This is a genomic window from Sulfobacillus sp. hq2, assembly GCF_002903155.1.
Taxonomy (GTDB): Bacteria; Bacillota; Sulfobacillia; order Sulfobacillales; family Sulfobacillaceae; genus Sulfobacillus; species Sulfobacillus thermotolerans.
Map to the genome: position 1 here is coordinate 71,636 of NZ_NWUL01000023.1, position 26,513 is coordinate 98,148.

At 51.5% G+C, this 26,513-nt stretch carries 26 protein-coding genes, 3 tRNA genes and 1 other RNA gene; 14 read left to right on the forward strand and 16 right to left on the reverse strand.

Annotation, left to right across the window (positions count from 1 at the left end):
- Positions 1-42 precede the first annotated feature (42 nt).
- From epsC to CO251_RS03545, 5 genes are all read left to right on the forward strand, one after another.
- Positions 43-960, forward strand: coding sequence for a serine O-acetyltransferase EpsC (epsC, locus tag CO251_RS03525; RefSeq protein ID WP_103374503.1), 918 nt, complete (start codon positions 43-45; stop codon positions 958-960).
- A 23-nt stretch (positions 961-983) separates the two neighbouring features.
- Positions 984-1,412, forward strand: a complete 429-nt coding sequence (locus tag CO251_RS03530; protein ID WP_103374428.1) for a hypothetical protein — start codon at positions 984-986, stop codon at positions 1,410-1,412.
- Positions 1,409-2,365, forward strand: coding sequence for a threonine/serine dehydratase (locus tag CO251_RS03535; RefSeq protein WP_103374429.1), 957 nt, complete (start codon positions 1,409-1,411; stop codon positions 2,363-2,365). Before CO251_RS03530 ends, CO251_RS03535 begins: the two co-directional genes overlap by 4 nt.
- A gap of 382 nt (positions 2,366-2,747) precedes the next feature.
- Complete coding sequence (locus CO251_RS03540) at positions 2,748-3,848, forward strand: TDT family transporter (protein WP_103374430.1); 1,101 nt, start codon at positions 2,748-2,750, stop codon at positions 3,846-3,848.
- A gap of 241 nt (positions 3,849-4,089) precedes the next feature.
- A complete protein-coding gene (locus tag CO251_RS03545; protein WP_103374431.1) occupies positions 4,090-5,037 on the forward strand; it encodes a LysR family transcriptional regulator in 948 nt (315 codons plus the stop codon).
- A gap of 164 nt (positions 5,038-5,201) precedes the next feature.
- Here CO251_RS03545 and CO251_RS03550 read toward each other — a convergent pair whose 3' ends face one another.
- From CO251_RS03550 to CO251_RS03570, 5 genes are all read right to left on the reverse strand, one after another.
- On the reverse strand, positions 5,202-5,582 hold the full coding sequence (locus tag CO251_RS03550; protein ID WP_103374432.1) for a DUF190 domain-containing protein: 381 nt from the start codon (positions 5,580-5,582) through the stop codon (positions 5,202-5,204).
- 187 nt (positions 5,583-5,769) lie between these two features.
- An RNA gene (gene rnpB, locus CO251_RS03555) (RNase P RNA component class A) lies at positions 5,770-6,124 on the reverse strand.
- Between the two features lie 51 nt (positions 6,125-6,175).
- Positions 6,176-6,643 (reverse strand): ribonuclease H, encoded by a 468-nt coding sequence (locus CO251_RS03560; protein ID WP_242968274.1) that lies wholly within the window; start codon positions 6,641-6,643, stop codon positions 6,176-6,178.
- A 38-nt stretch (positions 6,644-6,681) separates the two neighbouring features.
- Positions 6,682-7,299, reverse strand: a complete 618-nt coding sequence (locus CO251_RS03565) for a tRNA (adenine(22)-N(1))-methyltransferase TrmK (protein WP_207654605.1) — start codon at positions 7,297-7,299, stop codon at positions 6,682-6,684.
- Positions 7,274-7,879: a thymidine kinase gene (locus CO251_RS03570; RefSeq protein ID WP_103374434.1), complete on the reverse strand. Its 606-nt coding sequence runs from the start codon at positions 7,877-7,879 to the stop codon at positions 7,274-7,276. The genes CO251_RS03565 and CO251_RS03570 overlap by 26 nt, the downstream gene beginning before the upstream one ends.
- Before the next feature lie 149 nt (positions 7,880-8,028).
- On the opposite strand from CO251_RS03570, the gene CO251_RS03575 reads away from it, so the two are divergent.
- The 4 genes from CO251_RS03575 to CO251_RS03590 all read left to right on the forward strand — a co-directional run bounded on the left by CO251_RS03575 (position 8,029) and on the right by CO251_RS03590 (position 8,905).
- Positions 8,029-8,104: transfer RNA gene (locus CO251_RS03575), tRNA-Asn, on the forward strand.
- 8 nt (positions 8,105-8,112) lie between these two features.
- Positions 8,113-8,187: transfer RNA gene (locus CO251_RS03580), tRNA-Ile, on the forward strand.
- A gap of 48 nt (positions 8,188-8,235) precedes the next feature.
- Positions 8,236-8,310 (forward strand) — tRNA-Val (locus tag CO251_RS03585).
- 238 nt (positions 8,311-8,548) lie between these two features.
- Entirely contained in the window at positions 8,549-8,905 is a 357-nt protein-coding gene (locus CO251_RS03590; RefSeq protein WP_103374435.1) for a hypothetical protein, read from the forward strand.
- Positions 8,906-8,959: 54 nt separating this feature from the next.
- On the opposite strand, the gene CO251_RS03595 is transcribed toward CO251_RS03590, so the two are convergent.
- Entirely contained in the window at positions 8,960-10,237 is a 1,278-nt protein-coding gene (locus tag CO251_RS03595; RefSeq protein WP_103374436.1) for an MFS transporter, read from the reverse strand.
- Positions 10,238-10,612: 375 nt separating this feature from the next.
- Between CO251_RS03595 and CO251_RS03600 the strand changes: the two genes are divergently transcribed.
- The gene (locus tag CO251_RS03600; protein WP_103374437.1) at positions 10,613-11,098 is read left to right on the forward strand and encodes a PaaI family thioesterase; all 486 of its coding nucleotides are present in this window, start codon (positions 10,613-10,615) and stop codon (positions 11,096-11,098) included.
- 72 nt (positions 11,099-11,170) lie between these two features.
- On the opposite strand, the gene CO251_RS03605 is transcribed toward CO251_RS03600, so the two are convergent.
- The 3 genes from CO251_RS03605 to CO251_RS03615 form a co-directional block, all read right to left on the reverse strand.
- A complete protein-coding gene (locus tag CO251_RS03605) occupies positions 11,171-12,286 on the reverse strand; it encodes a 5-methyltetrahydropteroyltriglutamate--homocysteine S-methyltransferase (RefSeq protein WP_103374438.1) in 1,116 nt (371 codons plus the stop codon).
- A 73-nt stretch (positions 12,287-12,359) separates the two neighbouring features.
- Positions 12,360-12,773, reverse strand: coding sequence for a hypothetical protein (locus tag CO251_RS03610; protein WP_103374439.1), 414 nt, complete (start codon positions 12,771-12,773; stop codon positions 12,360-12,362).
- A gap of 73 nt (positions 12,774-12,846) precedes the next feature.
- Positions 12,847-13,587, reverse strand: coding sequence for a class I SAM-dependent methyltransferase (locus CO251_RS03615; protein ID WP_158246152.1), 741 nt, complete (start codon positions 13,585-13,587; stop codon positions 12,847-12,849).
- Between the two features lie 78 nt (positions 13,588-13,665).
- Here CO251_RS03615 and CO251_RS03620 point away from each other — a divergent pair, with 78 nt between their 5' ends.
- On the forward strand, positions 13,666-14,571 hold the full coding sequence (locus tag CO251_RS03620) for a LysR family transcriptional regulator (RefSeq protein WP_103374440.1): 906 nt from the start codon (positions 13,666-13,668) through the stop codon (positions 14,569-14,571).
- Between the two features lie 189 nt (positions 14,572-14,760).
- A complete protein-coding gene (locus tag CO251_RS03625; RefSeq protein WP_103374441.1) occupies positions 14,761-15,612 on the forward strand; it encodes an alpha/beta fold hydrolase in 852 nt (283 codons plus the stop codon).
- 50 nt (positions 15,613-15,662) lie between these two features.
- Here CO251_RS03625 and CO251_RS03630 read toward each other — a convergent pair whose 3' ends face one another.
- Together CO251_RS03630 and CO251_RS03635 are read right to left on the reverse strand one after the other, a co-directional pair.
- The gene (locus tag CO251_RS03630; RefSeq protein WP_158246153.1) at positions 15,663-16,451 is read right to left on the reverse strand and encodes an MBL fold metallo-hydrolase; all 789 of its coding nucleotides are present in this window, start codon (positions 16,449-16,451) and stop codon (positions 15,663-15,665) included.
- Between the two features lie 23 nt (positions 16,452-16,474).
- On the reverse strand, positions 16,475-17,350 hold the full coding sequence (locus tag CO251_RS03635; protein WP_242968276.1) for a DMT family transporter: 876 nt from the start codon (positions 17,348-17,350) through the stop codon (positions 16,475-16,477).
- Between the two features lie 372 nt (positions 17,351-17,722).
- Here CO251_RS03635 and CO251_RS03640 point away from each other — a divergent pair, with 372 nt between their 5' ends.
- On the forward strand, positions 17,723-17,983 hold the full coding sequence (locus tag CO251_RS03640) for a hypothetical protein (protein ID WP_103374443.1): 261 nt from the start codon (positions 17,723-17,725) through the stop codon (positions 17,981-17,983).
- A 92-nt stretch (positions 17,984-18,075) separates the two neighbouring features.
- Positions 18,076-19,323 (forward strand): NAD(P)/FAD-dependent oxidoreductase, encoded by a 1,248-nt coding sequence (locus CO251_RS03645; RefSeq protein ID WP_103374444.1) that lies wholly within the window; start codon positions 18,076-18,078, stop codon positions 19,321-19,323.
- On the opposite strand, the gene cydC is transcribed toward CO251_RS03645, so the two are convergent.
- From cydC to CO251_RS03670, 5 genes are all read right to left on the reverse strand, one after another.
- Positions 19,320-21,074 (reverse strand): thiol reductant ABC exporter subunit CydC, encoded by a 1,755-nt coding sequence (gene cydC, locus CO251_RS03650; protein ID WP_158246154.1) that lies wholly within the window; start codon positions 21,072-21,074, stop codon positions 19,320-19,322. The genes CO251_RS03645 and cydC overlap by 4 nt on opposite strands.
- Positions 21,040-22,809 (reverse strand): thiol reductant ABC exporter subunit CydD, encoded by a 1,770-nt coding sequence (gene cydD / locus CO251_RS03655; RefSeq protein WP_103374446.1) that lies wholly within the window; start codon positions 22,807-22,809, stop codon positions 21,040-21,042. Before cydD ends, cydC begins: the two co-directional genes overlap by 35 nt.
- Entirely contained in the window at positions 22,810-23,820 is a 1,011-nt protein-coding gene (cydB, locus tag CO251_RS03660; RefSeq protein WP_103374447.1) for a cytochrome d ubiquinol oxidase subunit II, read from the reverse strand. It lies immediately after the preceding gene.
- Positions 23,821-23,877: 57 nt separating this feature from the next.
- The gene (locus tag CO251_RS03665; RefSeq protein ID WP_103374448.1) at positions 23,878-25,293 is read right to left on the reverse strand and encodes a cytochrome ubiquinol oxidase subunit I; all 1,416 of its coding nucleotides are present in this window, start codon (positions 25,291-25,293) and stop codon (positions 23,878-23,880) included.
- Positions 25,294-25,524: 231 nt separating this feature from the next.
- Positions 25,525-26,421 (reverse strand): diacylglycerol kinase family protein, encoded by an 897-nt coding sequence (locus CO251_RS03670; RefSeq protein ID WP_103374449.1) that lies wholly within the window; start codon positions 26,419-26,421, stop codon positions 25,525-25,527.
- Between the last annotated feature and the right edge of the window lie 92 nt (positions 26,422-26,513).

Consider the following 26,513-nt stretch of genomic DNA (forward strand, 5'->3'; position numbering starts at 1 on the left):
ATGACATGTTTTGAAATTCATGAAATAGAAAGGCAGGCCATCATGTCTCGTTTAGCATTCACTATTGAGAACCTCGCCCGTATTGTGCGTGAATTGGGGCCTGAAGATGTGGGGGACTACCCGAACCCCATGCCGCCCGCCACCCGGCATGCCACGGAACACCTGATTCACCGTTTAGAGAGCTTGCTCTTCCCGTTCGAGCATCCATGGGAAGAAGCGGTCGAAGCATCGCGCACGGCGGCTCGTCTTGAACTGTTGGGCCGCATTATTTGGGATCTTACCCACCAGATCCACCGCATTCGTCCCCATGAATGCCAAGGCGATCCGTGCACAGGTTTATCCGAGGCCTTTGACCTTGCCCAGCAATTTAGTCAAAAACTGCCCGAAGTGCAGCGGCTGCTCTACCTCGATGCTGACGCTGCTTATCAAGGGGATCCTGCCGCCCGCAACCGTTCGGAGGTGCTCTCCACCTATCCGGGACTCTATGCGATTATGGTCTACCGACTCGCCCATGTCCTGTTTACGTTAGACGTACCGCTTCTCCCACGGCTGATGACGGAAATTGCCCATAGCCAGACTGGTATCGACATCCATCCCGGCGCCCATATTGGGTCGAGTTTCTTCATCGACCACGGAACCGGCGTCGTCATTGGCGAAACCGCTGAAGTCGGCGATCAGGTCACGCTCTACCAGGGCGTGACGTTAGGGGCTCTAAACTTCCCCAGGGACCTTCAAGGCCAAATTATTCGGGGGCAAAAAAGACACCCCACCATCGGCAACCGTGTGGTTATTTACTCGGGCGCAACAATTCTTGGCGGAACGACCACGGTAGGGGCTGGCAGTGTGATTGGTGGGGGCGTCTGGCTTACCACTAGTGTCCCAGAAAATTCCCGGGTCATGACTCAGCCACTGGTTGACGTCAAAAAAGCCGCTCCCAAAACATCTAAACCATTAAAATGACTTATAGAGAGGACGACGAAAAGATGCAAACCATTCATGACAACAAACCCGCATTGTCGACCGGAACCGGCAGTATATTTGTGGATTTGATTTTTTGGAAACCCAAAGCCACGGACATGGCCCCTCTTACGGCATTTCTCCAAGAGACCCATTTAGGCGAACGTTCTCAAACTGTTTTGTGGTTGAATAAGATTACAGTGCGCCTCAGCATGTGGAACGGGACATACCTAGCAGACCTTCCCACTGAATACTGGCCCCAAGCCCAAAAGGATTTGCAAACCTTTATTGCTAAGACCATGGAATACTACCGCATCCCCAAAGCCGAATATGATACACGAGCATTTACTGTAGGGCTGACTCGCAAGGTGCATCGCCAAAAGGTCACGATAAGCCAGTTGACGATTCCCCAACCGCAATCGAATAACCCAGTGTGGTGGGTGATTACTCCATGACATCCCTGGATCTCGCTCTGATTCAGGATGCATACGCCAAGCTCCGGCCTATCGTGCATCAAACACCGTTGTTTTCCAATCGCCTATTATCGCAGCTGACCGATTGCGATCTCTATTTGAAAGCGGAAAACCTGCAAATTACGGGCTCCTTTAAAATTCGGGGAGCCCTAAACAAAGTGTCAGCGGTCGCTCAAACAAACGCGTCCGGCGTTGTCACAGGTTCCTCTGGCAATCACGGGCAAGCAGTCGCTTGGGCCGCCCGTTTCATGCACCTTACCGCCCAGATTGTGGTCCCTACGACAGCGCCTGCTGCAAAAGTTGAAGCGGCCCTGTCTTACGGTGCACAGGTCGAATACTGCGGCACCACAAGCCACGAACGATTGGAGCGCGCGCAACAAATTGCTAAGGACACGGGCATGACCTTTGTCCCTCCATATGATGACCCTCTCGTTATGGCTGGGCAAGGCACGATTGGTCTTGAAATATTGGAACAACGACCTGATGTGCAAACCGTGCTCATTCCGATCGGAGGTGGAGGGCTAATTTCAGGCATTGCCACGGCCATAAAAAGCCTGCGTCCCGATATTCGCGTCATCGGCGTGGAACCTTTGGGTGCTGCGAAGGCCTATCAGTCACGCCAAGCGCATGCGCGCATCACGCTCCCAAGCACAGACACGATTGCCGATGGCCTGAAAAGCTTGGCATTAGGCACGCAAACTTATCCTATTATTGAACGACTCGTTGACGACCTGGTCACTGTGGATGACGACGAGATTCGTTATGCTATGGGTCTATTGCTTACACGACAAAAACTTTTAACCGAACCTTCCGGTGCCGCTACGACCGCCTATGCCTTAAGACGTCCAGCCCAAATCCGGGGGCAAAAAGTGGTGGCCCTCATCAGCGGCGGAAATATTGATGTTCCCACATTGTGTCACCAATTGAATCCCTGACGCCCGCATAAATCTGCAACACAGTGGAAAGGCTTGTCTCAAATACTAAAAAGGAGACAAGCCCTATGAATATCGATACGCCTTCGTGCATTTGTGGTCAACCTGCTACTACGCACTGTGTAGACTGCCAAAAGCCTTTATGTTTCGATGATACGTGCAGCCAATGCGGCCGTTGCGAAGACGACTGCATATGCCGATTACTCTGGTGGACCCCAGATCTCTTCATCTAATCATATAGTTCTAACGACTTAGTCCCTTCCGGTGTATGGCTTTGCAACATTGTGAAAGCACCACATGCAAAGCCATAAGCTGTCAGGTCTTCCGCATGTTACTCTTTTCACATAGGGAATTTGCATGTCGCCAGATCAAAGGAGGGGATCATATGCTAAATTTTGTGAAAAATTTCACGCCGAATTGGTTTACGGTCGGCATGGGCACAGGCATCACTGCCTTAGGTGCCTATTTGTATCCGGGTGGTCCCCTTTGGCTTAAAGAGGCCGGCACCGGATTATGGTTGGTTAATGTCGTTATTGTGGGCATTTTGCTCGTCATGATGGTGCTGAAGTGGATTGTCAATTGGAAGGGTTCTATAGCCTTATTGCACGACCCTATTCAATCAATGTTTCTTGGTGCTGTCCCCATGGCTCTGACGACAGTCATTAACGGGTTTATTGATATGGGTTCTAGACTTATTGGACATACCGCAATCGCCATCGGATTTTCCTTGTGGGTGATCAATGTCATGATGGCCTTGGCTTCGGGGATTGTTGTGCCCTTCATGATGTTTATCTCCCATGACCACCGCTTGGATAAGATGACAGGCATTTGGCTGATGCCCGTGGTTCCTGCTGAAGTGGCTGCCGCGAGCGGCAGTTTGATTATTCCCCATCTCGCTCACACCGCAACGGCTCAGACGATGATGGTGATTAATCTTGGACTCTGGGCTCTCAGTGTGCCCTTAGCCTTTCTAATGCTCGGCTTCTTGTTCTTGCGCTTAGCGGTACACAAATTGCCTCCTGCTGAAATGGCTATTTCCACATGGATTTCTTTGGGAACCTTAGGAACGGGAATCATGGGATTAATTGGTCTTGGAAAATCCTTACCCTTGTTGTTTGGCAGCTTGGGGCACGCCATGGATGGCGCTGCCGTGCTGGGATCGTTTGCCCTGTGGGGTTTTGGACTTTGGTGGCTGGCGCTTAGCATATTGCTCACGGTCGTCCATGCGCGGCGCGGATTGCCCTTTAATCTGGGCTGGTGGGGACTGACCTTCCCCTTGGGGGTGTTTACCGGAGGAACCGATATGCTCTATGGGCAAATGCACGTGGGGTTAATCGCTTTCTTTGCTCATCTCTTCTTCGTCATGCTAGCGCTATTTTGGGCCATGGTTGCCCTACGCACGTTTCGTGCTGTGCTCACCGGTCGCTTAACGTTTTCTGGAGCCCCTAAAAAAGTGGTGCTCCACGAAACGCGGGCCGTAAATTAATCTAACGTAAGCGCACAAGATGGCCACGTAAAGCCCGATCGATCTTGTGCGCTTGAACGTTATACCGCAATAATTTAGTATCAGCATAGACTGTAGGTACGCTTTATGCCGTAGATGTCGCGCACGCATCCCAGAATTTATTCGCGGGAAGCGGGCACGATTTTTTGCCCTTCTTCGCCAAGAAGCCGAGCACAGTCTCCAAGTGCTCATTGTGGGCCCTTGCGCGAAAAGGACATGCTCAATGGAATCCCTCACGAAAGGCAGGCGTTTCGTCATCGATAACCGGTTATTGGTCTTTTTAGCCACGGCCCGGGAAGGGCATATCACCGGCGCTGCCCGCCTCTTGAATTTGTCGGTGTCCGCTGCCTCCCATCAAATTGCCCAACTGGAATTGGAATTCAGTACGCCCCTATTTATTCGTGGCAACCGCGGGATGCGGCTAACTCCTGCAGGAGAAGTCTTATTTGTTTATGCTAATCAAATTGAGGCACTTTGGCAAACCGCCTACCGCGAAGTGCATCAAACCGCAGAGGGAGAACAATGGGTACATTTGGCCGCCAGCCACACGGTAACCGAATTTTTTCTTCCATCGCCCTTAGGCCAATTTCGTCAACATCATCCCGACGTGCACATTCATCTGTCTATGGCCAATAGTGCGGACGTTATTAGTCAGGTCGAAACCGGACGAGTTGATTTCGGGATTGCCGAAGGCCGCATCGGACACCGTGACTTAAAGGTGACGAATCTCTGGCAAGATCAATTAGGTCTGATTGTGCCCCGTTCGCATCCGTGGGCGTCACGAACTGCAGTTTCCGTGAGTGACTTAACCGAGGTCGACCTTATTTTGCGTGAGGAGGGCTCGGGCACCCGTGGCATTTTAGATCAAGCCTTAGCTCATCATGGGCTCAGTGTATCAGCTCTGCGCGTCAACGCCGAGTTGTCCTCTATTCGCGCCATTTTGGATCTCGTCAAAAACAACGTTGGCTGTTCTGTCATGTCTTGGATGATCACGCGCGATGTCCCCGAAGTCGTCTTTATCCCCATTCCTGACCTGCCACTGACCCGCCGTATTCATCTCATTCAACACCCAACTAGCGATATTCGCCCGGCCATGGACCAACTAATCCGGACACTTGTCAGTGCAGCACGCGCTTTCAACCAATCACCCACATCATCGGGGGATCACTAGACCCCCGATGATGTGGGCATTCACTCAATGATGCTCGTTTTCATCTCTTTAGGGGCGTGTTAAACAAGCGGCAACACCCGATATGGGAAAAGCGAGACCGGTACACCCAATCCGTCAGGGTCGAATAAAAACCAGAGGCCCTGTCCATTGAGCTATACATGACATTATCCCAAGTCCTTAGACTCGTCGACATGGGGATCGGGACTGGGCGAATGCGTGTATTTTACAATGCGTACCGGATCAATCGTAATCAGCCCACCCTCCACCATCGTATCAAGGACAGGTAAAAATCGTTCAATGTACTCTTTGCTATCGACTATCTCGACGACCACGGGCAAATCATCTGATAAATCGAGCAAATTAATCGTGTGAATGCGTGACGTTGCCCCAAAACCTTCAAGCGCCCGGGTGACAGTGGCTCCTGCCATCCCCATCTCCCGGGCTTTAACAACAATGGCATGATACAACGGCTTGTGGTGCCAATGGGCATCTTCTCCAATAAATATGCGAACCCGCAAGGCTTCTCCCGAAATCTTCGCAGACATGCCTACCGTCTCCTTTTTGGCCATGATAGAAACGATCTGTGTAGGCTTTGGGTCTTCATACTTACATTATACTCAATTATCATGTAAGGCTTAAAGACTGTCGCCTCACGGCCAGCACCTTATATCCCCGCCCTGAAATTTGGGGTTTACGGGCGCAAAAAAACACCTACCCGCTGGTAGGTGTTCGTATGCGAGTCAACTTATAAGCCGAGTTCTGTCGTGGATGACCATTTATCTGGGACGACAGTTACCTGTCGCCTCAAGCGACCTACCCGGGCAGCTCAGCGAGCAACTTCATCCTGCCCCTATTCGGTCTTGCTGCGGGTGGGGTTTACCAAGCAGACCAGTCACCTGGCCTCTGGTGCGCTCTTACCGCACCGTTTCATCCTTACCTAAAGCGACGCTTTAGGCGGTTTGTTTTCTGTGGCACTTTCCTTAGGGTCGCCCCCACTGGACGTTATCCAGCACCCTGCTCTATGCAGCTCGGACTTTCCTCAGATGCCGCCTTTCGGCCTGGCACCCGCGGTCATCATATCGGCTCGCATTTCAGATATCTATTATCCTGCGATAGGTGCATTTCGTCAACTAGTGGATTATTCCACCTCTACGTGTCCTTGACGCAGTTTTTCCATAGCCTGAACGGCCAAACGGTCTGCCATTTCATTGTGGATCACACCGGCATGTCCTTTGACTTTCGTCCACATCACCTTGCGCTCATCGACCAGTGCCCGCATTATGCGCCACAAATCTTGATTTTCAACAGGTTGTCCCTTTGCATTTTTCCACCCACGCCGTTCCCAGCCTTGAAACCAGTTTTGTACAAACGCGTTAATAACATACGCCGAATCACTAAATATCCGCACCGTCGACCCTGGCGGCGTATGTTTTAATGCTTCAATCACGGCCGTCATTTCCATCCGGTTATTCGTCGTCGAAAGTTCGGCTCCTGCGTAAGACGGACCGTCAACAAAAACACATGCCCATCCTCCCAATTGACCGCCGGGCGCCTGATTATTCGCGCAGGCTCCATCGGTATAGACGTTATACATCGTGTCTGCCATGTTTGTCTCCCTCTGCCACATTGTCTTCCTGTTATGGATCAACACAACTGCAAGGCTTTCAATTGCTGAAGCTCCTCATCCCACGAAGCTCCCGGGGGAGTCACGGAGGCCGTCAAGCGTTTTTGTAATTCCCGAATTCGCTGCTCTACTAATCGAGGAAACAAGGGATCTTGACAAAATTCATCGGGTACCAGGCGTTTGTTTTGACCATCTATCCCGCTCTGGCCTACGAGCCACGTTGCATAAAGGCGTCCACCTTGATCGATCAATTGCGCTTTTTGGATGCTCCACCCATCCTCGACCAGTTGGCGATGCACTCGAAAAATTCCTTGCATCGGCTGAATAATAAAAGGCAAAGAATAGCGCCGCTGCATAATGTGGCGAATAGAGTTCGGGCCCATGCCCGCTATCACCGCCACATCAATGGGCCGATCGCCCAGCGGCGTTAAACCATCTCCTTGCAGCGGCGTAATGCCAAGACATCCCTCAATACCCTGTAATAGGTCTAGATAGGCCCCGCGAGGATATTCAATCGCATAGACCCTATGGTGCTCGCGAGCTAGAGCTTTTGCCAAATGGCCGTACCCGGCTCCGATATCAGCAATGACCCTAAACGGTCTACACCACTCCTTAATCAACGCTAAGCGCGCTTCCAACCGCGGAATATCGGAGTCCTCCTTCTGCCATCTGTACCCGATCGTAGCATTGCAGACAAAGCGCCGTGTAATTCGATTCGCCCACCACAATTTGTTCAGCGTCTTGGGTCAAACGATAGGATATCATAGCCGGATGTTGTTTGCATTGCGTACACACCGCATGTAGTTTCACGACATCATCTGCTAAACACATTAAGGCCCCCATGGAGCCAAAAGGATTTTCCTGATAATCCATATCCAAGCCGGCAATATATACCGTTTTGCCGTGGTGGCGCCAACGTTTAACGGCCTCCACAATTTGGGGAGAAAAAAATTGGGCTTCATCCACCGCGATAACATCAGCAGAATCCCAAGATCCGATTGACGCAAACTGCGTCGTTTCGATTTCATGAAATGTGACCGCATGGCGCTTTTTGTCCAGCCGGGTTCGGATATCCCTAACACTCACACGTTCTGCCACACGCGGGTAAAAAATTTCAACTGATAACTCTGCAATTAATGCTCGTTCAATCAACCGCGTTAATTCCTGCGATTTACCAGAGAACATTCCCCCGGTGATCACCTTAATATATCCTGCCACACCGTTTCCCCCTTAAAACCTTCCGTAGTTATATTCGACAACCACCCCTCGAATCCTGCTAATAAAGTAACCTGTGCGTTTAGAGAAAAAATCGTTTCAGATCTCTTGACGTGACTGCTTTCGCCTGCTATTATCTTTGATGTCGGCATTCCTCGATAGCTCAATTGGTAGAGCACCCGGCTGTTAACCGGGTGGTTGCAGGTTCGAGTCCTGCTCGGGGAGCCATTTTTATTGGGCCCATAGCTCAGCGGTAGAGCTGCCGGCTCATAACCGGTTGGTCGTAGGTTCGAATCCTTCTGGGCCCACCACCAGTTGACTCATATCCATGCCTATGCTAAAATAACTTTCGTTGTTTCGGGCGCGTAGCTCAGTGGTAGAGCGCTTGCTTCACACGCAAGAGGTCACAGGTTCGATACCTGTCGTGCCCACCATATGAACCCCATCCAGTAAACAGTGGATGGGGTTCTCCCATTATTGCCTATACCTACCTCCCTTCTCATCCCCTATTTCTCGTCTAGTCGTCTTGCCCTTTGACCAAAAGTCCTACCAATGTCACGCGATAAAGTCCAGTCCAGCTAAATTTTACAAATCATTGGCACTAAAGCGACAAGCACGGATTATCATGGAGACGGAAGTCAGCGCGGATTAAGGACGGGAGAGAGAAAAAGCATGGCAGAGTTAGTGCGCGAGGGGCCCAATTTAGTGGTCAAATTGAGCGCCGTTGAAAAAGCCGAGGCTTTCCATAACGACATTCGGATTCCGTGGAGTGCGGTGCAATCCATAACGGTTTTAGATGATGCCATCCACGCCGTACACGGTCTCAAATTACCCGGCAGTCGGTTGCCAGGGGTATTTGCTATAGGAACCTTTAAATCGGCCAACGGTACCCTGTTTGCCGCGGTTCATCATCACACTCCACGTGGAATCAAAGTCACATTGCTCGGTGAGCCATATGATACCCTGATCATCGGAACGCCAAAACCGGAGGAGGTTATAGCGTCATTAAAACAATTGGGGCCCGGCTAGAATAATTTTTAGAGGGGCGCCTTGCATTGCCCCTCTAGATTTATGACCATGGTTTTAGTGTGCGTTTGCGATATTTTCGTTCAGATTCTCCAGAGATTGGTACCGGGTCTCAGGAAGTCCTAAGGTTAGAGCCACCCCGATTAGCGCACAAAGCCCCGTTAAAACTAATATCACCTCAATTCCCTCCGCCTTAAGAATGACAGGCAGCAGAAATGCACTAACAAAAGCACCGATACGGCTAATCGCCGTGCCTAGTCCCATGGCTGTCCCTCGCACTCGGGTAGGGACTAACTCAGACACGAAAATCCCCGTGGTCTGTCCCGTGCCTCCTGCATTGGCGATATAGAACACAGCAAAGGCAATACTTAAGAGAAGGAGAGATGGTTTGGGATTAAATGCAAACACCAATAAGGTGGCACCTTGCAAGAGAAATCCCCAGACCTGTAACGGGCGCCTTCCCCATCGATCCAGTAAGATCATTCCGGCAAAAGCGCCGAACATCCCCATGACATCCAAAATTCCTGAACCGGCTATGGATGCGATATGCGTTTTTAGTCCCATTCCCAACAATAAAATCGGTGTGTAAATCCCAATGCCGTAAAAGATAATGTCGTTAATAAACCAATTAGCGTAGGACAACCACACGCGCCGTGCAAAAGGGGGGCGCATAAGGCTTTTCAAAGATATTTGGGACGCCCCGATCTTGTTGCCCTCTGTAACCGCTTTCCACCGAGGACTCTCCGGTACCGTGTGACGTAGGATTAACACGATAATCGCAGGAATGACGCCAACTAAGAGCGTCAACCGCCACGCGAGTCCGCCGGCTATCAAAAAGAATAACAGGCCCAAAAAAATCGAGGCAACGGCGCCGATCCAATAGGCCAATAGGCCCGCCCCCATTAACGTCCCGCGCCCTTTAATAGGCGCAAATTCACTGACTATTGTCAGAGTTAAGGCGTAATCAGCCCCAATTCCGACACCCAGGAGCCCGCGAAAAAGGATTAGCTGCCAAATATTTTGGGCTACCGCTGCCCCGATTGTAAAAATAATGAACACGATTAAATCCCACAAGTAAATCCGTCGACGTCCCAGGCGATCCACCAAAAATCCTGCTCCCAGACCACCAAAAAACATCCCCGCAATGGTTGCCGAGCCAATTAATCCGGTCGCGACAGCCGTTGGATGAAAAGCCGGCACGATGGTCAATAATGCAACCGATATGACCAGCAGGTCAAATCCATCGAGAAAGTATCCAGCTACCGTTAGTACCGTGACTCGAACATGAGATCGGTCAATCGGCATATTATCGCGTTCCATCAGCGACGCATCCATCTAATTTACCCCCCTTCTGTATCTCTCACTCGCGAACACCTTATACGGAAAACGCATGAAGACGATGAAAAGAAACAACCTGACGTCACCATATCCTATTTAATGAAAGGTCCATCGCGAACCATATTTACGAATCATTGCAAAATTTAACGAGCCTTAGCCTTGAGATGCTAAACGGTCGCCTATAATGAGCAAGGAAGGGTAATCATCCCTATTACATTGAACCTGTTACAGGGCGTATAGCCGGGCAAACTATTCAAGGCGATACCATCGTGGTCACGACCGCACCGGACTATATAAGGAAATTTTTCCTCACCCATGCCCTAACCCGTTATAATACGCTTAAGAGACGGACGAGGAGGCAAAACGGTGTCAATGGATTTTCTTGCAGTTCAAGACTTTTATCCCGAGGATTTTGCATGGTGTTATGGTTGTGGGCGTATGAATAGCTCGGGCCATCATTTTCGGACCCGCTGGAATGAAGAAGAGACCCTGACCGAATATCAACCCGGCCCCGAACATATGGCGATTCCCGGGTTTGTCTATGGTGGACTTATCGCATCCCTGTTTGATTGCCACAGTACAGGGTCAGCTTCGCTGGCCTTCTATCGCCAGGCAGGACATGCATTGGGAGACGAGACGCCTGTCCCCCGCTGCGTCACCGCCTCATTGAAGGTCGATTACCTCAAGCCGACTCCCTTAGGCCCCACCTTACGCGTAATTGGACGCATTGCCGAAATCGGCCGCAAGAAAGTCGTCGTGGTCAGTGAATTATGGGCGAAAGATGTTCTCTGTGCTCGTTGTGAAGCCGTATTAGTCATTGCTCCAGCCTCGATGCTACAAAATTCTTCGCCTTCCTGATTGATCTGAAAGGGCAGACGAGAGACACTGATTCGCCCCTCGTCTGCCACAATCGTACACCCGTAGCGGTTTTTATTCCCATACGGCGTGGGCGACTTCCACCACGCGCCGCAGTTTATCCCACTGCTCGTCCTCGGTTAGCAAATTGCCTTCCTCCGTCGACGCGAATCCACATTGGGGGCTTAAACACAGTTGCTCGGGATTGACATAACGGGCCGCCTCATCAATACGGCGTTTGATGTCATCAGCACTTTCCAGCGTGCCTTCTTTGGTGGTGATAAGGCCTAGCACGATTTCAAGGTCGGGACGCTGGACGAAGCGCAGCGGCTCAAACCCGCCGGCCCGATCACTATCATATTCTAGAAAGAGTCCGTCAATCTTTAACCCTTGAAATAAGGTTTCCGCAACTGGCTCATATCCCCCTGACGCTATCCATGTCGACCGGAAATTCCCGCGGCAAATATGCATCGTAATTTTCATGTCGTCCGGCTTTTGCGCCACGGCTTGATTAATCGTCTGCGCATATAGCGCTTGCAAGCGCTCAGGCTGCAACCCTCGCGCACGCAATTGGTCTGTTTGCTCTGTGGAGCATAAGTAAGCCCATGCCGTATCGTCCAATTGCAGATATCGACAGCCTGCCTCATAAAAGGCGGCAATGGCTTTCGCATAAGCTTGCCCTAAGTCGTTAAAAAAGGTCTCTTGGTCTGGATAGACTCCTTCTGCCATGGTTGCACGAAAGTGCAGCATACTAGGGCTCGGAATCGTCATCTTCGCCACGTGGTCTCCTGCGATCTGCTTCAGGTATTTAAAGTCCTCGATCATGGGATGCCCCGCAAAATCCAAACGGTCCACCACGCGGATGCCTCGTGACTTGGTCGCCATGTTGTGAAATTGAATTCCCGAGTCCGCATCATAACCTTGCACGCCGACTAACTGTTCCAGAAAATCATAATGCCACCATGCACGACGAAACTCTCCATCCGTCACGGCTTGCAATCCAATCGCCTTTTGTTTCGCGACCACGCGATCAATTTCCTCGTTTTCCACTTGGCGCAACTGTTCCGCAGTCAATTCGCCCGCCGCACGTTGTTGCCGCGCCTCTTTAATTCGCGGTGTCCGCAACAAGCTGCCCACTTGGTCTGCCCGAAAAGGCGGTTCGTGCCGCCACTGATGCTGGTTATCTGTCACCGATTTCTTACTCCCTTCGCCTTCGAATGACAGATATCATAGGCTTATCCACGTATTCCTGCAAGCGGCTTCGTTAGGCGTGTGCGAGTGAGCTATGGCGCACCAGAGCGTACGCACCAGGTGATTCGGGGCGCAACGATCCATCGCTATTCAAACTCCAATAACTCCACTGAATACGGTGCTTCCCCTGCGAAATACCCACACGGTAATTGCCCCGACGCCGTTCCCGTTTAGCGTTCGGCTCATTGTCTATCCAATAGACCTGACAGCTCACTTGCGAAGCGCCCATGGCCTGCGCGTAATCTGCCAAGTGCCTCTGCCACTCTGGAGATATGACATCTTGTTCACAAGGAATCCAGTGAGACCGTTGAATCCAAAACAAAAAGCCGCCGATGACAAGCCCTAGCAACGCTAGGCTCGACATCGACAAAAGCGCTAACCACATCACCGTTCTTTGCACTTTGTACCAAAACCAATAGGAACTCACGGCCATTCCTCCTGTCCCTATCATGAGTAATTCGACGGATGCATGACAAATCCCTGCTTTAGCGCAAATAGCCCTATGGTTTTTTGGCCACGGCCACAAGCCGGTACTTGATAAATTGTCCCTTCACCACAATGCCCGGCGCGAGGTCAGGGGATTCAAGACGTTGTAGCGCCGCATGGCCTGGTTGACTTTCGGGCAGCACAGGTGATAGCCATTGCTGTGGACTCATGACTTCCTCGGATACGCGCAGGTATATCAGGTCAAATCCCACGTCCGCTAGCAATTGGGCCCACTCATTGGCTGAGCGCGCCGCCCAATGCGAGGTATCTCGCAAACGTTCAATTTCATTAAGGTCGGCTACAGCGTGTGAAGGGGCCGTCATGTCCGAAATGCCCAGATGACCGCCCGCTCTTAGAACGCGAAGACACTCTTGAAGAAACTTCGGCAAATCACGAAAATGGTGCGCCGCTCGCCGGCACGTTACCGCATCAAAAGTCCCCTCGGGCCACGGCAAGTGATGCACATCACCCACGACCCACTCCACTGCTAGACCCTGCTGCTTAGCCACAGCCCGCCCCTCCTCTAACATAGCCGGGGTCAGGTCTAGCCCTGTCACTTTATAGCCCTGAGCTGCAGCGGCTAACGCCGTATGACCGGTTCCACACGCTGCGTCAAGTATTTGGGCGCCCGTAGCCATAGCCAGCTGGGTAAGCAGCTCCCGCAAGTCCGCACCACGGGCGTGGGCCGCACTTTGCTGGTAATCGTGGTGGTGTTGGCTAAAAAAATCTCGAATTTTTTGGTTGGACTCGTTCATTATGGTAAATTCCCCCCTGTATGGTGTTTGCTCTATAATACAGGCTGACGGGCATTCGACACATGAAGGATAGACACGATGACCGTGAAGGATGTGCATGCCACAATGGACGCGAGTTTCCCCGAGATGGATTTGTTCGACTTGCACCTTTTGGTTTTGCTCGCAGAAGGACATAGTCTTGCTGGCGCCAGCCGCCAATTGAACCTCTCTCCCTCGGCACTATCCCACCGTTTGTCACGCCTTTGTCAGAGAATGAATCTTCCCTCTTGGGGGACCGATCCCCAAAGCCTACGCAGCGTTCTCATTCCGGCATTGCCATGGCTGAAATCTAGTCTGAGTCATTGGAGTCAGGCCCACCGGCTGTTAACCATGCCGCAACCTTCATACCAAGCGGTCGGCATCGCCCGAATTTTTAGTGGCTGGGCCGAACAACTTCTACCAGATGCATACCAGTCGCATCGTCTCCTATGGCAAATTCAAACGGGAACTTCCAACGATATCATCCGCCGTGTGGAAAATGGTGAGCTTAAAGCCGGCCTGATTCGCACCACCCATGGTTTCGGGACGACAGTGACGTTAAAGACCCTTTATCAGGATCCATTGGTCCCCATCGCACGCCCCGATATCATCGAAACTCTTGGGTCTTCGCTCGAAAGTTGGCCATGGATTGGATTTTCTCCAACGCTTAGCCATGGGTATACCGTCCGCACGGTGTTGGCAACGCTCAACATCCATCCTCTTCATGAAATCATCGTGGATTCCTTGCAATCAGCTCAAGCCCTCATTCGCGCTGGACGAGGCGTTGCCGTCATGCCGCGCTCGTTAGTCTATGCGGATATGCTCCAAAACACTTTGGCCACTGTGGAAACACCTGGCGTGATATGGCCGGTACGCACCATGGCCCTGATATATGTGTCCAAGGCACCGCCGTGGCTCGATATATGGGCACGCCGCATTCTTCGCTATTTACAACAAACCTTGTAAGTCTAAAAGTCGTTAAGACATTTAGACGCATCTCCCGCATAATAATAGGGAGGGTTTCAAGGAAAAATTTCCCGCAGACATGCATTCTCAAGTTCTATGGGGGAACGATATGTGGAAACGGTGAGGGGGAGCGTATCATGGCAGATTTTATGCCAAGATTACAGCATTTAGGGACGGGATCGGACATCCATGGCTAAAATTTCGGTATTTGCTCAGTATCTGCCTATGCAGCCGCGTATATATGTGCGAACGGTTGACGTCTCACATGCCCATGCCCAGCTGATGTTTTTGCACGCCTCGGCGGTTCACTCAGATTATTATTTGCCCTTGGCTATCAACTTAGCCGAAGCAGGGATTCGTGTGTGGTTGCCCGACTTGCGAGGGCATGGACGGTCGCACGGAGCAAGGGGCCACGTTGTCCAGTTTCAAGACTATATAAACGATTTATCCGCCATTTGGTCAGCCTTTCTAGCAACCAACACGGCGTCGACGCCGTCTTTGCTTGGCGGTGAAAGCTTAGGCGCACTCATTGCTTTACTGACGTCCCAAGCCCAAGTCCGACCTGACGGTCTCTTTTTAGTGTCCCCTGCGCTACGGTTGCACTTCCAGTTTCATCCCGTAGCTTTTCGTCTGCTATGGAGCTTGCGTAAGGTCCTTGGGCGAGCCCGACCTTTAAAGCCGTTGCCCATGACGGGCGTCAGCAACAACTCCCAAGTCGTCGACCTGATTGAGGGCGATCCCTTAACCAATCGCTATTACACCCTAAGCTTTCTTTTAAACCTTTTGGACGCACAACATCGCCTGCTCCAGCCCCAGACTCTATCATGCCGCAGTCTGGCTCTTTTTAGCGCCGATGATCCGATTGTTGATGTGTCCCAGTCCGCAGCGCTCTTGGAAAAGGCCGGGCTTAATGACACGCAATTTTTGGACAAGGCCCTACATAGCTTAGTGGCTGATTCTCCCGAACGCGTTGTCCCTCTCTTTCTTCATTGGTACCAACAACACATCGAGCGCCTCCCCTCCTCGACATTCTTGCTTTAAAAGCACCCAATGCCAGCGGCAGCGAGAGACAAGCTCGTTGCCGCTGCAAGTTACCGGTGATGAGGCAACGCTATGGGCTTTTCCATGGGCCACTTCTGACCATACCCTAATACCGCGACCGTCATGTACGGCCAACGCTCATGGGCATACCGCGCCGCTTGGCCGACGTCCCCTAGGTTGCCTGCAAACGCATCGTAATGCATGGGAATGAGAATACTGGCCCCAATGCGGCCAGCCAAATCCACCGCTTCACACGCCCCAAGATTCCCAACAATATCCAGCGCATCACGAAAAAAGTCCCGGCCGTTAATGGGCAACATAGCAATATCGATGTGCGCATCCATGAGCCGATCCAACAAAGCCTGAGACAATATGGTATCCCCGCTATGATATAATGTGAGACCTTCCAAAGACAGAATGTATCCCAAGAACTGATCCTTTTCCCCAGATCCGTAGCCGTCTTGAGAGTGTACTGCATGTACCGCAGACACCGCTTGCACTGCCACGTCTGGAGTCAAATGCACAGGATGGGTCAGTGAAGGAACCACAAATTCCTCCGCCAAAAACCCAGCATCCGCTGCTCGCGACCGCAAATGACCGGGTGCGACAATACGCGCTTGGGGATTTGCCTCTTTCAACCGTGCAATGGTCTCATGATCCCAATGGTCAAGGTGCTCATGCGTACTCAGGATCCAATGAACTGATCCTAAATCATACACATCAAAATGCGGCGACATGGCACCGGGTGTTTCAGACAAAAAAGGGTCGATGACCATGCGCACGCCTTGATGTTCCAATAAAAATCCCGATTGCCCGAGCCAACTGAGCCACGAACCCACTGTCCTTTGCTCCTCTCCTAGCCTTACGCGGTACGGATTGCGAACATGACGCCACCTGCAATCAGAGCAGCGCCTAGCCAAAAAGCTGCAGAGACCTGTTCACCCAATAATAGCCATCCCAAAAGGCTGCCTGCCACGGGTTGGAAGAAGAAATAAATCCCCCCGGTCGCCGCGTCGACACGTTTCAACCCTTCATTCCACAAAAAGAACGCTACCGCCGTCGAGATAACCCCTAAATACAATAAGCCTCCCCAAATTTTAAAAGGCTGAAGTTGACTCACACTCACATGGTGCAACTGAAGCCATGCCATTGGTGACAGCAGCAAAAACGCGATAGCAAGCGCATAGACCGTTACGACCAACAGTGACACGCTAGAAGGCACCTTCTTAATCAAAACCGACATTAACGCCCATGTCACAGCCGCCACAAAGAGGACAACGCCTCCCGTAACGCTGTGCGGCCCTCTTGCACTCCAGCCTACAATGAGCCACACTCCTGCCATAGCCAATAGGACGGACCCTAGCCCTTGGCGGGTGATACGCTCCCGTAATAGCACATGGGCAAAGACCACCATAAAGGCTGGCGTTGCAGCGGTAATCACAGACCCCATTTGCGCGGTTGAAAGTGCAGTGCCAAGAAATTGCGCCCAAATGGATACGATATAGCCGATCACACCAATTGCCGCAACGAGCCCCCAATATTGCCGGGGAAGACGCCACGATTCGCGACGAAGGAACCCTAATGACACAAGGGCGATGACAGCCAACACATAGCGAATCCACATAAGTGACAAGGGAGGAATAACCTCCAAGACTACTTTGCTGACGACATACATGCCACCCCAAATGCTGGCGGCGATAGCCAAAAATACTCCACCCCAAAATCGTTGTGTTCGCAATTTATTAATCCCCCTGTCAACAAATGAGGCAGGGAGTGCCCTGCCTTAGTGCGCAGGGTACGCAGGAACATCACATTCATATAATGTTAACACCAAATCTCCTCCTTCCATTTAAACACCCCGTTATAAAAATCACATGCCGCGGAAAAATTCTTCATCATTATACAAGATTCCACGACCTTGTCGGCAACACCCCCTTCCCGCACGACGGTTTTTCTCCACAATTTATCCTGTGCTATACTAATTCTTAGGCACCATATCCGTTCGGGTTGTGACGTTTTTTTCCATCCATTCACGCGTGTGTTGGTATTAAGAACCAGATTCCACCGAGACTAGACACCCTGTGTGATGACATCAGAAAGGATGGTTCAAATGCGAAAAACTTTAGCGCTCGTCGGCACCATCATTAATGTCTTTGCTCCGGGCATTGGCTCGTTAGTCATGGGCAAATTCTCAAGTGGATTGATTCAACTGGGTCTACTAGCCGCGGCATGGTTGCTTAAAGCTATCACATTCGGACTTCTTGCCCCTCTCACGTGGCCTCTTATTGGCATCGTGTGGATCTGGGCGGTTGGCGGTGGCGCGATAACCTATTTTTCATTGCCGAACCATCATAAAGCGCTCAAGCCTTAAACATTTGCACGTCAGTTGCGAGGATGAGTAGCGTACAATAATTTGCAACACTCATATCATTATTTATTATTCAGCAAGTAAGGAGTTAACGAATGGCTGCAACACCGCAAACACGTATCGTCATACTCGGAGGAGGATTTGCCGGTCTGCGGCTGTTATATCGGTTGCATAATGCACTTCACCCGCACGCCGACATCGTTCTGGTTGACCCACGGGCAACAACCTTGCAAAAACCTGGGATGCCTGATGTCGCTATGGCAGGCAAGCCCGTCGCCCAGTTTCGTCACCCGTTGCAACCGATTGCGGATCGCGCTAACGCCCGGTTCATTCAAGCAGCCGCTCAATATATCGATCCCCACAAACAAACGGTTGCCTTGTCCAATGGTCAGGTCCTACATTACGATTACCTTTTTTTGACCATGGGAATTGTTAAGGACTACGAAGCCATCGAAGGCTTTCGCAACTTTGGGTATTCCATGTGTGATGATACCGAAGCACCGCGCCTACAAGAGGCCTTAAAAAAATTTAAAGGCGGCCCTATAGTACTGGGGACCGCTAAAACGCATTGGGGGCATACCGTCCAAATCCCCCATTTAGACGTGGCGTGCGAAGGTCCGATGGGAGAAGTCACGTTCATGCTCGACCACGACCTTAGACGGCTCGGCTTGCGCGATAAGAGCTCAATCACCTTGTTCACACCAGGCCAAGACTTTTTAGAAGATGTCGGCACGACCGTGCATCATATCTTACACGAACGCATGACGGTGAAAAATATTACGGTTTTGCGCAGACAAACCATTGTGGCCATCACTGCCGATCACGTCGTGTTTAGGGATGGTACAACATTACCGAGCGCGCTGACCATTGTCATTCCGCCCTATGCAGGACCTTCGGTCATTAAGTACTCTGGACTCGGCGATGAAAAAGGGTTTGTCCCGACAGACCATACAATGCGCCATTTAACCCACCGCAACATTTTTGCAGCGGGCGACGTTAATGCTCTAACCATTCCTAAACTAGGCCACCTGGCGATTATTCAGGCCGATATCGCCGCCGCCACAGTCGTCAAAGAATTGACCAATACGGGCGACGTTCCGCTCTATAAGCCCGAGGTCTTTTGCATCATGTATGAAGGCGGCAGTGAAGCTACCCTCATATTGTCGGACACCATGTACGGAGGCCAAACGGACATCGCGCTCCACGGAGTCAGTGCTCACCTGATGAAATGGAGCTTTGACAGCTATTATTTCTACTCTCATGGTCATTTGCCTCCCGACCTGGTGCAAGTCGGGTTAGAATCCGTGTTGGGGCATGTCAACATTAAGCGACCGCGTCTTTAGACGGCATCGGCATTCCATGCAAAGGTCTGAATTTCAGATTCTCGCATGCGCTGGAAGAGACCTCTTTGGCGCCCCAACGTCTCTGCCGGACCTTGTTCTACAACACGGCCTTGCGCTAGCACCACCACTTGATCCATCACATCCAAGTTGACGAGACGGTGCGTAATCCATAACACCGTCTTATTTTTCGCCCATTGCCGCAGTTCTTGAATCAGCCGACGTTCAGTCAACGCATCAAGACCTTCCGTGGCCTCATCAAACACCAGAATCGGGGCATTTTGCAAGATAACCCGGGCAATCGCCACGCGTTTGCGCTCACCGCCTGAGAAGTTGAACCCATGTTCACCGACGGGCGTCTCGAGTCCGTCCGGTAATTCATTGACCAAACTCTCCAACTGTGCAATGCGTAAAGCCTCTTGGAGCTGCGTCGGGGTCGCTGATGGATTCGCTAGCAATAGGTTCTCCCGCAATGTTGTATCAAAAAGATGCGGTTCTTGGTCCACGACCCCGATGAGATGGGGCATGGCATCCACCCGCAGATCCGAGAGTTCCACACCATTAATGAGAATATGCCCCTCCTCATAGGGCCACAGTTGCGACAAAACCCCTGACAGCGTACTCTTCCCGGCACCACTAGGGCCAACCACCGCTACATGTTGCATAGGCAACACATCAAAAGAGGTCTTATCTAAAACCCATGGCGTGGTGGAGTGATAACGAAACCGCACATCGTGAAGCTGGACAGCAGGCGCTTTACCGTCAAGACCTACTGCCTCCAACGTCTTCTGTCCCGCAAAAATGGGAGGCGTTTGATCAACGATTTCATTGATTCGCGTGCGTGCGGCGGAAATCTGACCCCGCATTTGAAAGGCTGGTGGCAAGGCGTTGACCGCTTCAAAGCTAGCCAATGTTAATAACACCACGACCGGTAAGAGTACAGGAGGCAATGCCCCCCGAGTGACCATGCCAATCCCTAGCACCAAGATCAACCACATGGCCCCATTGTTAAGAGCCTGCATAATCCCCGCGCTAAGGCCCGCTAACCAATGCAGCCGAATGCGTCGCAGCGCCCATGCGCGCACTAATGCCCCCAATTTCTCCAAGTGCCGCGCCTCTTGCCCCAACACCAAAAGGTCCGTGTTGCCATGAATCGTCTCGACCAATTCTGTGCTTAATTCCCCCCGGGCTTGCACCATGCGAGCGGTCAAGCCCCCAGCACTCCATTGGCTGAGCACAGGTACCACCACGCCGGCCAGAACCAAAAAGACCGCTAACACCAGGGCCAAAGCTACCCCGAAATAAGCCATTAATCCTAAAATCACAATCGTCGATAACAGAGCCACAATAGGGGGTGCATATAAACCTAAATAGAGATTTTGCAAGGTATCCACATCGCTTACCACGCGGCTTAACAGGTCGCCAGTGTGAAATGCCTGCAAGCGAGATGGAATCAGCGGCTCAAGTTTCCGGTAGACATACACGCGCAGTTCCTTCAATAATTGAAACGTTACATTATGCGATACATAACGATCTAAATAGCGAAATACGCCTCGAGAGGTACCAAAAAACCTCACCCCAACGATGGGCACCCAAAGAAGTAAAATCGTATACGGATGTTGGGCGGCACGGGCAATAAGATACGCAGAGGTGGACATTAGCCCCACATTGGCCAACACGGTCAATGTAGCCATTAATAGAGCCAAAACCACCCACCATCTATAAGGTTTCAGCAGCGCGGTGTACTGACGCATAATGCCCCTCCTCTGGCAGCGGCGCATAGGCCTGAATCAATTCACGATACAACCCAGGAACCCGCTCCAATTCTCGTGGAGCTCCCACCTGTTCTAATTGGCCATGATTCATCGCCCAAACCACATCCATACGGCGTGCCGTCGACAGTCTGTGCGCAACAACTACAGCAGTGCGTCCCGTCAATAGGGCCTCGAGATGACGCCACAACTCCGCTTCGGTTTCTGGATCCAAGTTCGCGGTCGGTTCATCCATAAAGATGACCGGAGCGTCTTTCAAATACGCGCGGGCCAAAGCCAGTCGTTGCTTTTGTCCCCCACTGAGTCCCGTTCCCCCTTCACCTAAAACTGTTTGCAATCCCTGCGGCAGTGCCGCAATATACTCCCAGGCACCTGCCCGTTCGGCCGCGCGGCGAATCTCGGCGTCCGTTGCGTCCCAGCGGGCCATGCGCAGATTGTCGTCAACCGTGCCAGCAAAGATATAAGGATTTTGGGTCAAATACATCACATGTTGACGCCACCAAGCTAGATCAAGGCTCGTAAACGGTGTGTCCCCCAGCGCAATCGTTCCACTCGTGGGCACCGCAAATCCCATTAACAACGCCAACAGCGTACTCTTTCCCGCACCACTCGGACCCACCACCGCCACACGCTCGCCAGGCTTCACCACCGCACTAACTCCTTGCAAGGCGGGCTCCGAACGCCCTGGATATTGAAACCCCACCCGATTGAGAACGATCGGTTGAGCATCAACAGCCGCTGGCCGCATCGTACCGCCCGCCTTGGCCAGCTCCGGAGCATCTAAAATTTCAAAAATCCTCTTGGCCGCCTCCATGCCATTTAACCCATCATGAAACCGGGTGCCCAACATCCGCCATGGCAAATAAAAGTCAGGCACGAGCACAAGTAAAAAGAACGCGGTCTCAAAGGGCATGCGTCCTGGAATGACACGCAACCCAATAGCTACGGCCACCATGGCCATACTTAACGACGCCAGCAGTTCCAACACCAGAGCGGACACAAAGGCAATACGCAAGCTGGCCATCGTGGCGCGCCGAAACTCATCACTAGCTCGCTCAATGCCACGTGCCTGGCCGGCACTTTGGCCTAACAATTTAAGCGTCGTGAGCCCTTGTAATACATCTAAAAAGTGCGCACTCAACCGACTCAAGGTTTCCCATTGTCGCTTGGTCGACGATTCCGCTTGGCGTCCGATTAAGATCATAAAGAACGGAATAAGCGGCACCGTAATTAATAGAATCAGTCCCGTAATCCAATCCCGCGAGAACGCCTCAACCAAAATGATTGTCGGCACCAATGCGGTAATTGCTATTTGGGGCACATAGCGGGCCAGATAGGGTTCAAGATCCTCGATCCCTTGAATTAATGTATTAACCAGTTCTCCAGTTTTCTGAGCATGCACATACAATGGACCCGCATTAAGCAAGCGTTGCGTCAAGCGCATGCGTAGACTGGACTGTACGCGGGTCGCCAAGGTCAAAGAGCCAGTCTCGCCGAGCCATGTGAGAACAGCGCGCGCCACAATGATGGCGAGCAGCACCCATAATAGATGCTGAACGGAGGCCAGTGTCTGATGCCCAATAAACACGCGGCTGACAATAAGAGCCAGTACACTTGCCTGGGCGATGATAAGAATCCCACTAAGCACCCCTTGCAAGATCACTAATCCCAGCAAGGTCTGTACTGATTTCACCTCTTTAAGCAGCCGCGGGTTCATTTAGTATTCCAGCTCCTTATCATTGACTGGCTTGCGAAACGTCCAGTAAATCCAGGTTTGGTATCCCAGAATAATGGGCAACAAAATGACTGCTGTCACTGACATGATCTGCAAGGTGTAGGTCGTGGCGGATGCATTGCTAACAGTAAGATTCCACAAAGGATTCAAACTCGATACCATCACCCGAGGAAACAAAACCGTAAACAAACTCACCGTCATCGCGGCCACACTCGCACTGTTCAGAAAGAAAGCCAGTTTAGACCGTGTCACATAAGTGGCAATCCATGCCAGCAGCAAGGCCATGAGCGATACCACTTGCAGGCCTATGGTCCATACTCCCACATGCCCATTAGACGCCGGCAAACGGTCCATCCAAACAAACCACACGCCCATTACCAAGACCGTGGGCCATAGCATTTTGCCTTCAAGCGCCTTGCCCGTTTTACGTGCGCCCGCGTCTCCCTTAATCGCCAAGTATCCGGCACTGTGCAAGACAAATAGCAAAATGAACGTGAGCCCGCCCCAAAGAGCAAATCCATTGAACAAGGTCCCGAAATTGCCCACGTAGACTTTATGCGCATTAATCGGCACCCCTCGAATCAAGTTGGCGAACGCCATCCCCCAAATCAAGGTAATCACCAAGGATCCTGAAAAAATCAACCAGTCCCATAGAGATCGCCACCTGGGGCTGCGGTCTTGGCTTCGATATTCAATACCAACGCCCCGCACAATCAGACCCAGCAAAACCAATGTCAACGCAAGGTAAAATCCGCTAAACATGGTCGCATACCACTGCGGAAAGGCAGCAAACAACGCTCCCCCCGCAGCAACTAGCCACACTTCATTCGCCGCCCACACTGGCGCAATGGCGCTTAGTGAGGCCCGCTTTTGCAAGTCCGTTCGGTTAATAAAAGGATGCAAGATTCCCACGCCGTAGTCAAATCCATCCAGAATAAAATACCCGACAAACAGCACGGCGACTAACACAAACCACAAGTCCTGCAACCACATATTGTCACCTTCCCCTGAAGATAGTCGAATTATTCCTCCCTTAGGTAAAAGGTAGGCTTAGTGGGCGACTTTGCCGCCTTCACTTAAGAACAAATCGCTGTCCTTCGTGACATCCTGAGCGACTGCTGGATCGGGATCCAATCCTTGACGGATAGCCTTTTTCCACAGATGAACCGCCGCATAAGCCATCGCTCCATAAAAAATCGTAAAGGCCAACAAAGATAGCTCAATATCAAGCGCTGGCACAGAAGCCGTCGGTGATACGCCTTGTTCCGTCAATTGCAACCCGTAAACGACCCATGGCTGCCGGCCTACCTCAGTCATAATCCATCCGGCCGAGTTGGCTAGATAAGGTAGTGCAATCGACCACGTTAACACTTTTAAGAACCACTTTTTCTGGATAAAGCGGTCTTTCTTAAAGAGATAGAGCGCATAGTAGGCAAGCGCCAACATGGCCGTTCCCGCAAAGATCATGGTCCGAAACGAGTAGAACGTCACCGCCACGGGAGGAATATAATTGCCTGGCCCGTATTGGTGGACCATTTGCTTTTGCACTTGGTTAATGCCTTCCACCGAACCAGACAAGCGCTTGTAGGCCAATAGCGTCAGCATTTCGGGAATCTGCACCTGAAAAGTGTCACGGTGAGCTTTAGCATCGATAAGCGCCACAACGCTCCACGGCGCATGCTGCGAACTCGTATTCCATAATGCTTCCGCCGCAGCCAATTTCATCGGTTGCGCCTTCACCAAGTGCGCGGCTTGCGAGTCTCCTACCACTATCACCAACACACTGGCCACAGCCGCTACGATGGTGGAAAGCTTAAAGGACCGTACAAATGCATCGACATTTTTCTTGCGCAGAATCTGATAGGCACTAATGGCCAACATGAAAAACGAACCGGAAAGAATGGCGGCCAATTCGGTATGCGGGAATTCCACCCACAATTGCGGATTGGTTAAAATAGCGCCGAAACTCGTCATCACCGCGTTGCCATTGCGAATGACATAGCCGACGGGTTCTTGCATCCATGAATTGGCGGTTAAAATCCAAAAAGCCGACAACGTGGTCCCAATCGCCACTAACCAAATCGTCAATGCGTGGACTTTAGGCGATAGACGATCCCAGCCAAACGCCCAGGCACCAATAAACGATGATTCCAAAAAGAAAGCAGCCAAAGCTTCCACCGCGAGGGGCGCCCCGAACACGTCACCCACAAACTTGGAAAAGGTCGCCCAATCCAGTCCAAACTGGAACTCTTGCAATAACCCGGTAACAACGCCTACAGCAAAGTTGATCAAAAAAAGATGACCCCAAAACTTTGCCAGATCACGATAGATTGAATTTTTTGTTCGCAGGTAAATTGTTTCCATAATCGCTATCAAAAATGACAGGCCGATCGTTACTGGAACAAAGAAAAAGTGAAAAACGGTCGTCACGCCGAACTGCAGCTCGGCCCACCCCAATTGCGTCATTCTTGTCCCTCCCCTAAGGGCCTGTTTTGCACCCTTGCACCACAATAATTGTTCACCTGGATTCCTCACTTGCGAATCACTATCCATGGTATAACATAGAATACAGGCTGGCATTCAGACCCTATCCGGGCTAGCGTGGGTTGGACCTATGTCGGTGCAAGGTCCATTCTCTCTAGTAATTGTGAACCGTTTCACATTGCCTAGTATGACACTTCATCGATCAACAGGATATTATCCATGCGGGACAATTACCGACAAGGCCCCGTGTCGCACCGTAAAAGTACACGGGGTATGCTCCCAGACTTCACCGTCGATATCAATGGCCATCACCGGCTCAGCGCTAACTCGCACCTCGCGCACCTGCTCATAATGAGCTTGCCGATCACTAATATGTCGCCCCACCAGCAACACCATGCCCACTTTTAGCAACGACCACCAGTCCTGTCCGCCTAAACTAAAGGCATGCAATTTACCATCTTGGTGTGACGCATCGCGCAACGCAAACACTGGCCCCGCTAAATTGCGCCCATTGGCAATGATAAGTTGGCGGGTCCGAAAGGAAACGACGCGGCTGCGAAATTCCAAACGCACTTGAAAAATCGGTGTCATGGCAATAGCACGCCGCACACCTTTGGGCCACGCCATCCACCCCAGCTTTTTTTTGGATTCTGCCGTTAACAGTTGTGTGAGCCGTTCGCTGACCCCCAAAGTCGCCGTATTAAGAAAATAGCGATGTCCATTGGCGGTTTGTGCCACCCCTAAGTCTATCGGCATAACATATCCCGTAGCCATGACACGAGCGAGGCTGCTGAGCGCGCTAGGCAAATTCAAACCTGCGGCGAAGGTATTCCCCGTACCAAGCGGCAAAATCCCCATCACGACGGGCGTTTCCGCTAGCATGTTGGCTGCTAAAGACAGGGTCCCGTCTCCGCCCCCAATAATGATTCGCCGCACACCACAAGAGCGTTGCGCGGTGATTTGCGCGCAGAAGTCCGCTTCAGTATTGGGCATGGCGGCGTATACCAAATTCAACGCCTGCGCTAAAGCGCGCCGAACTTCTTCAAAGCGATCGTGTCCCACACGGGCGTGGGGATTAACGAGCAGCGCCGTAGGTTCTTCCGGCTGCAGCTGCCTGAGCGTTTTAACTTGACCACACCACCTGTCTCCAGTTACCCTTTACTCTATAGTAACCGAAATGTCATAAGCTGCGCCGATTCTGT

Bases quoted from the DNA above. Each gene is read 5' to 3' on its own strand.
- CO251_RS03595 (WP_103374436.1), bottom strand. From the start codon at position 10,237: ATGGATGCGTCGCTGATGGAACGCGATAATATGCCGATTGACCGATCT.
- CO251_RS03640 (WP_103374443.1), top strand. From the start codon at position 17,723: ATGCGAAAAACTTTAGCGCTCGTCGGCACCATCATTAATGTCTTTGCT.
- cydC (WP_158246154.1), bottom strand. From the start codon at position 21,074: ATGCGTCAGTACACCGCGCTGCTGAAACCTTATAGATGGTGGGTGGTT.
- epsC (WP_103374503.1), top strand. From the start codon at position 43: ATGTCTCGTTTAGCATTCACTATTGAGAACCTCGCCCGTATTGTGCGT.
- CO251_RS03540 (WP_103374430.1), top strand. From the start codon at position 2,748: ATGCTAAATTTTGTGAAAAATTTCACGCCGAATTGGTTTACGGTCGGC.
- CO251_RS03600 (WP_103374437.1), top strand. From the start codon at position 10,613: ATGGATTTTCTTGCAGTTCAAGACTTTTATCCCGAGGATTTTGCATGG.
- cydD (WP_103374446.1), bottom strand. From the start codon at position 22,809: ATGAACCCGCGGCTGCTTAAAGAGGTGAAATCAGTACAGACCTTGCTG.
- CO251_RS03615 (WP_158246152.1), bottom strand. From the start codon at position 13,587: ATGAACGAGTCCAACCAAAAAATTCGAGATTTTTTTAGCCAACACCAC.
- CO251_RS03625 (WP_103374441.1), top strand. From the start codon at position 14,761: ATGGCTAAAATTTCGGTATTTGCTCAGTATCTGCCTATGCAGCCGCGT.
- CO251_RS03545 (WP_103374431.1), top strand. From the start codon at position 4,090: ATGGAATCCCTCACGAAAGGCAGGCGTTTCGTCATCGATAACCGGTTA.
- CO251_RS03620 (WP_103374440.1), top strand. From the start codon at position 13,666: ATGACCGTGAAGGATGTGCATGCCACAATGGACGCGAGTTTCCCCGAG.
- CO251_RS03590 (WP_103374435.1), top strand. From the start codon at position 8,549: ATGGCAGAGTTAGTGCGCGAGGGGCCCAATTTAGTGGTCAAATTGAGC.
- CO251_RS03530 (WP_103374428.1), top strand. From the start codon at position 984: ATGCAAACCATTCATGACAACAAACCCGCATTGTCGACCGGAACCGGC.
- CO251_RS03550 (WP_103374432.1), bottom strand. From the start codon at position 5,582: ATGTCTGCGAAGATTTCGGGAGAAGCCTTGCGGGTTCGCATATTTATT.
- CO251_RS03560 (WP_242968274.1), bottom strand. From the start codon at position 6,643: ATGGCAGACACGATGTATAACGTCTATACCGATGGAGCCTGCGCGAAT.
- cydB (WP_103374447.1), bottom strand. From the start codon at position 23,820: ATGTGGTTGCAGGACTTGTGGTTTGTGTTAGTCGCCGTGCTGTTTGTC.
- CO251_RS03645 (WP_103374444.1), top strand. From the start codon at position 18,076: ATGGCTGCAACACCGCAAACACGTATCGTCATACTCGGAGGAGGATTT.
- CO251_RS03535 (WP_103374429.1), top strand. From the start codon at position 1,409: ATGACATCCCTGGATCTCGCTCTGATTCAGGATGCATACGCCAAGCTC.
- CO251_RS03665 (WP_103374448.1), bottom strand. From the start codon at position 25,293: ATGACGCAATTGGGGTGGGCCGAGCTGCAGTTCGGCGTGACGACCGTT.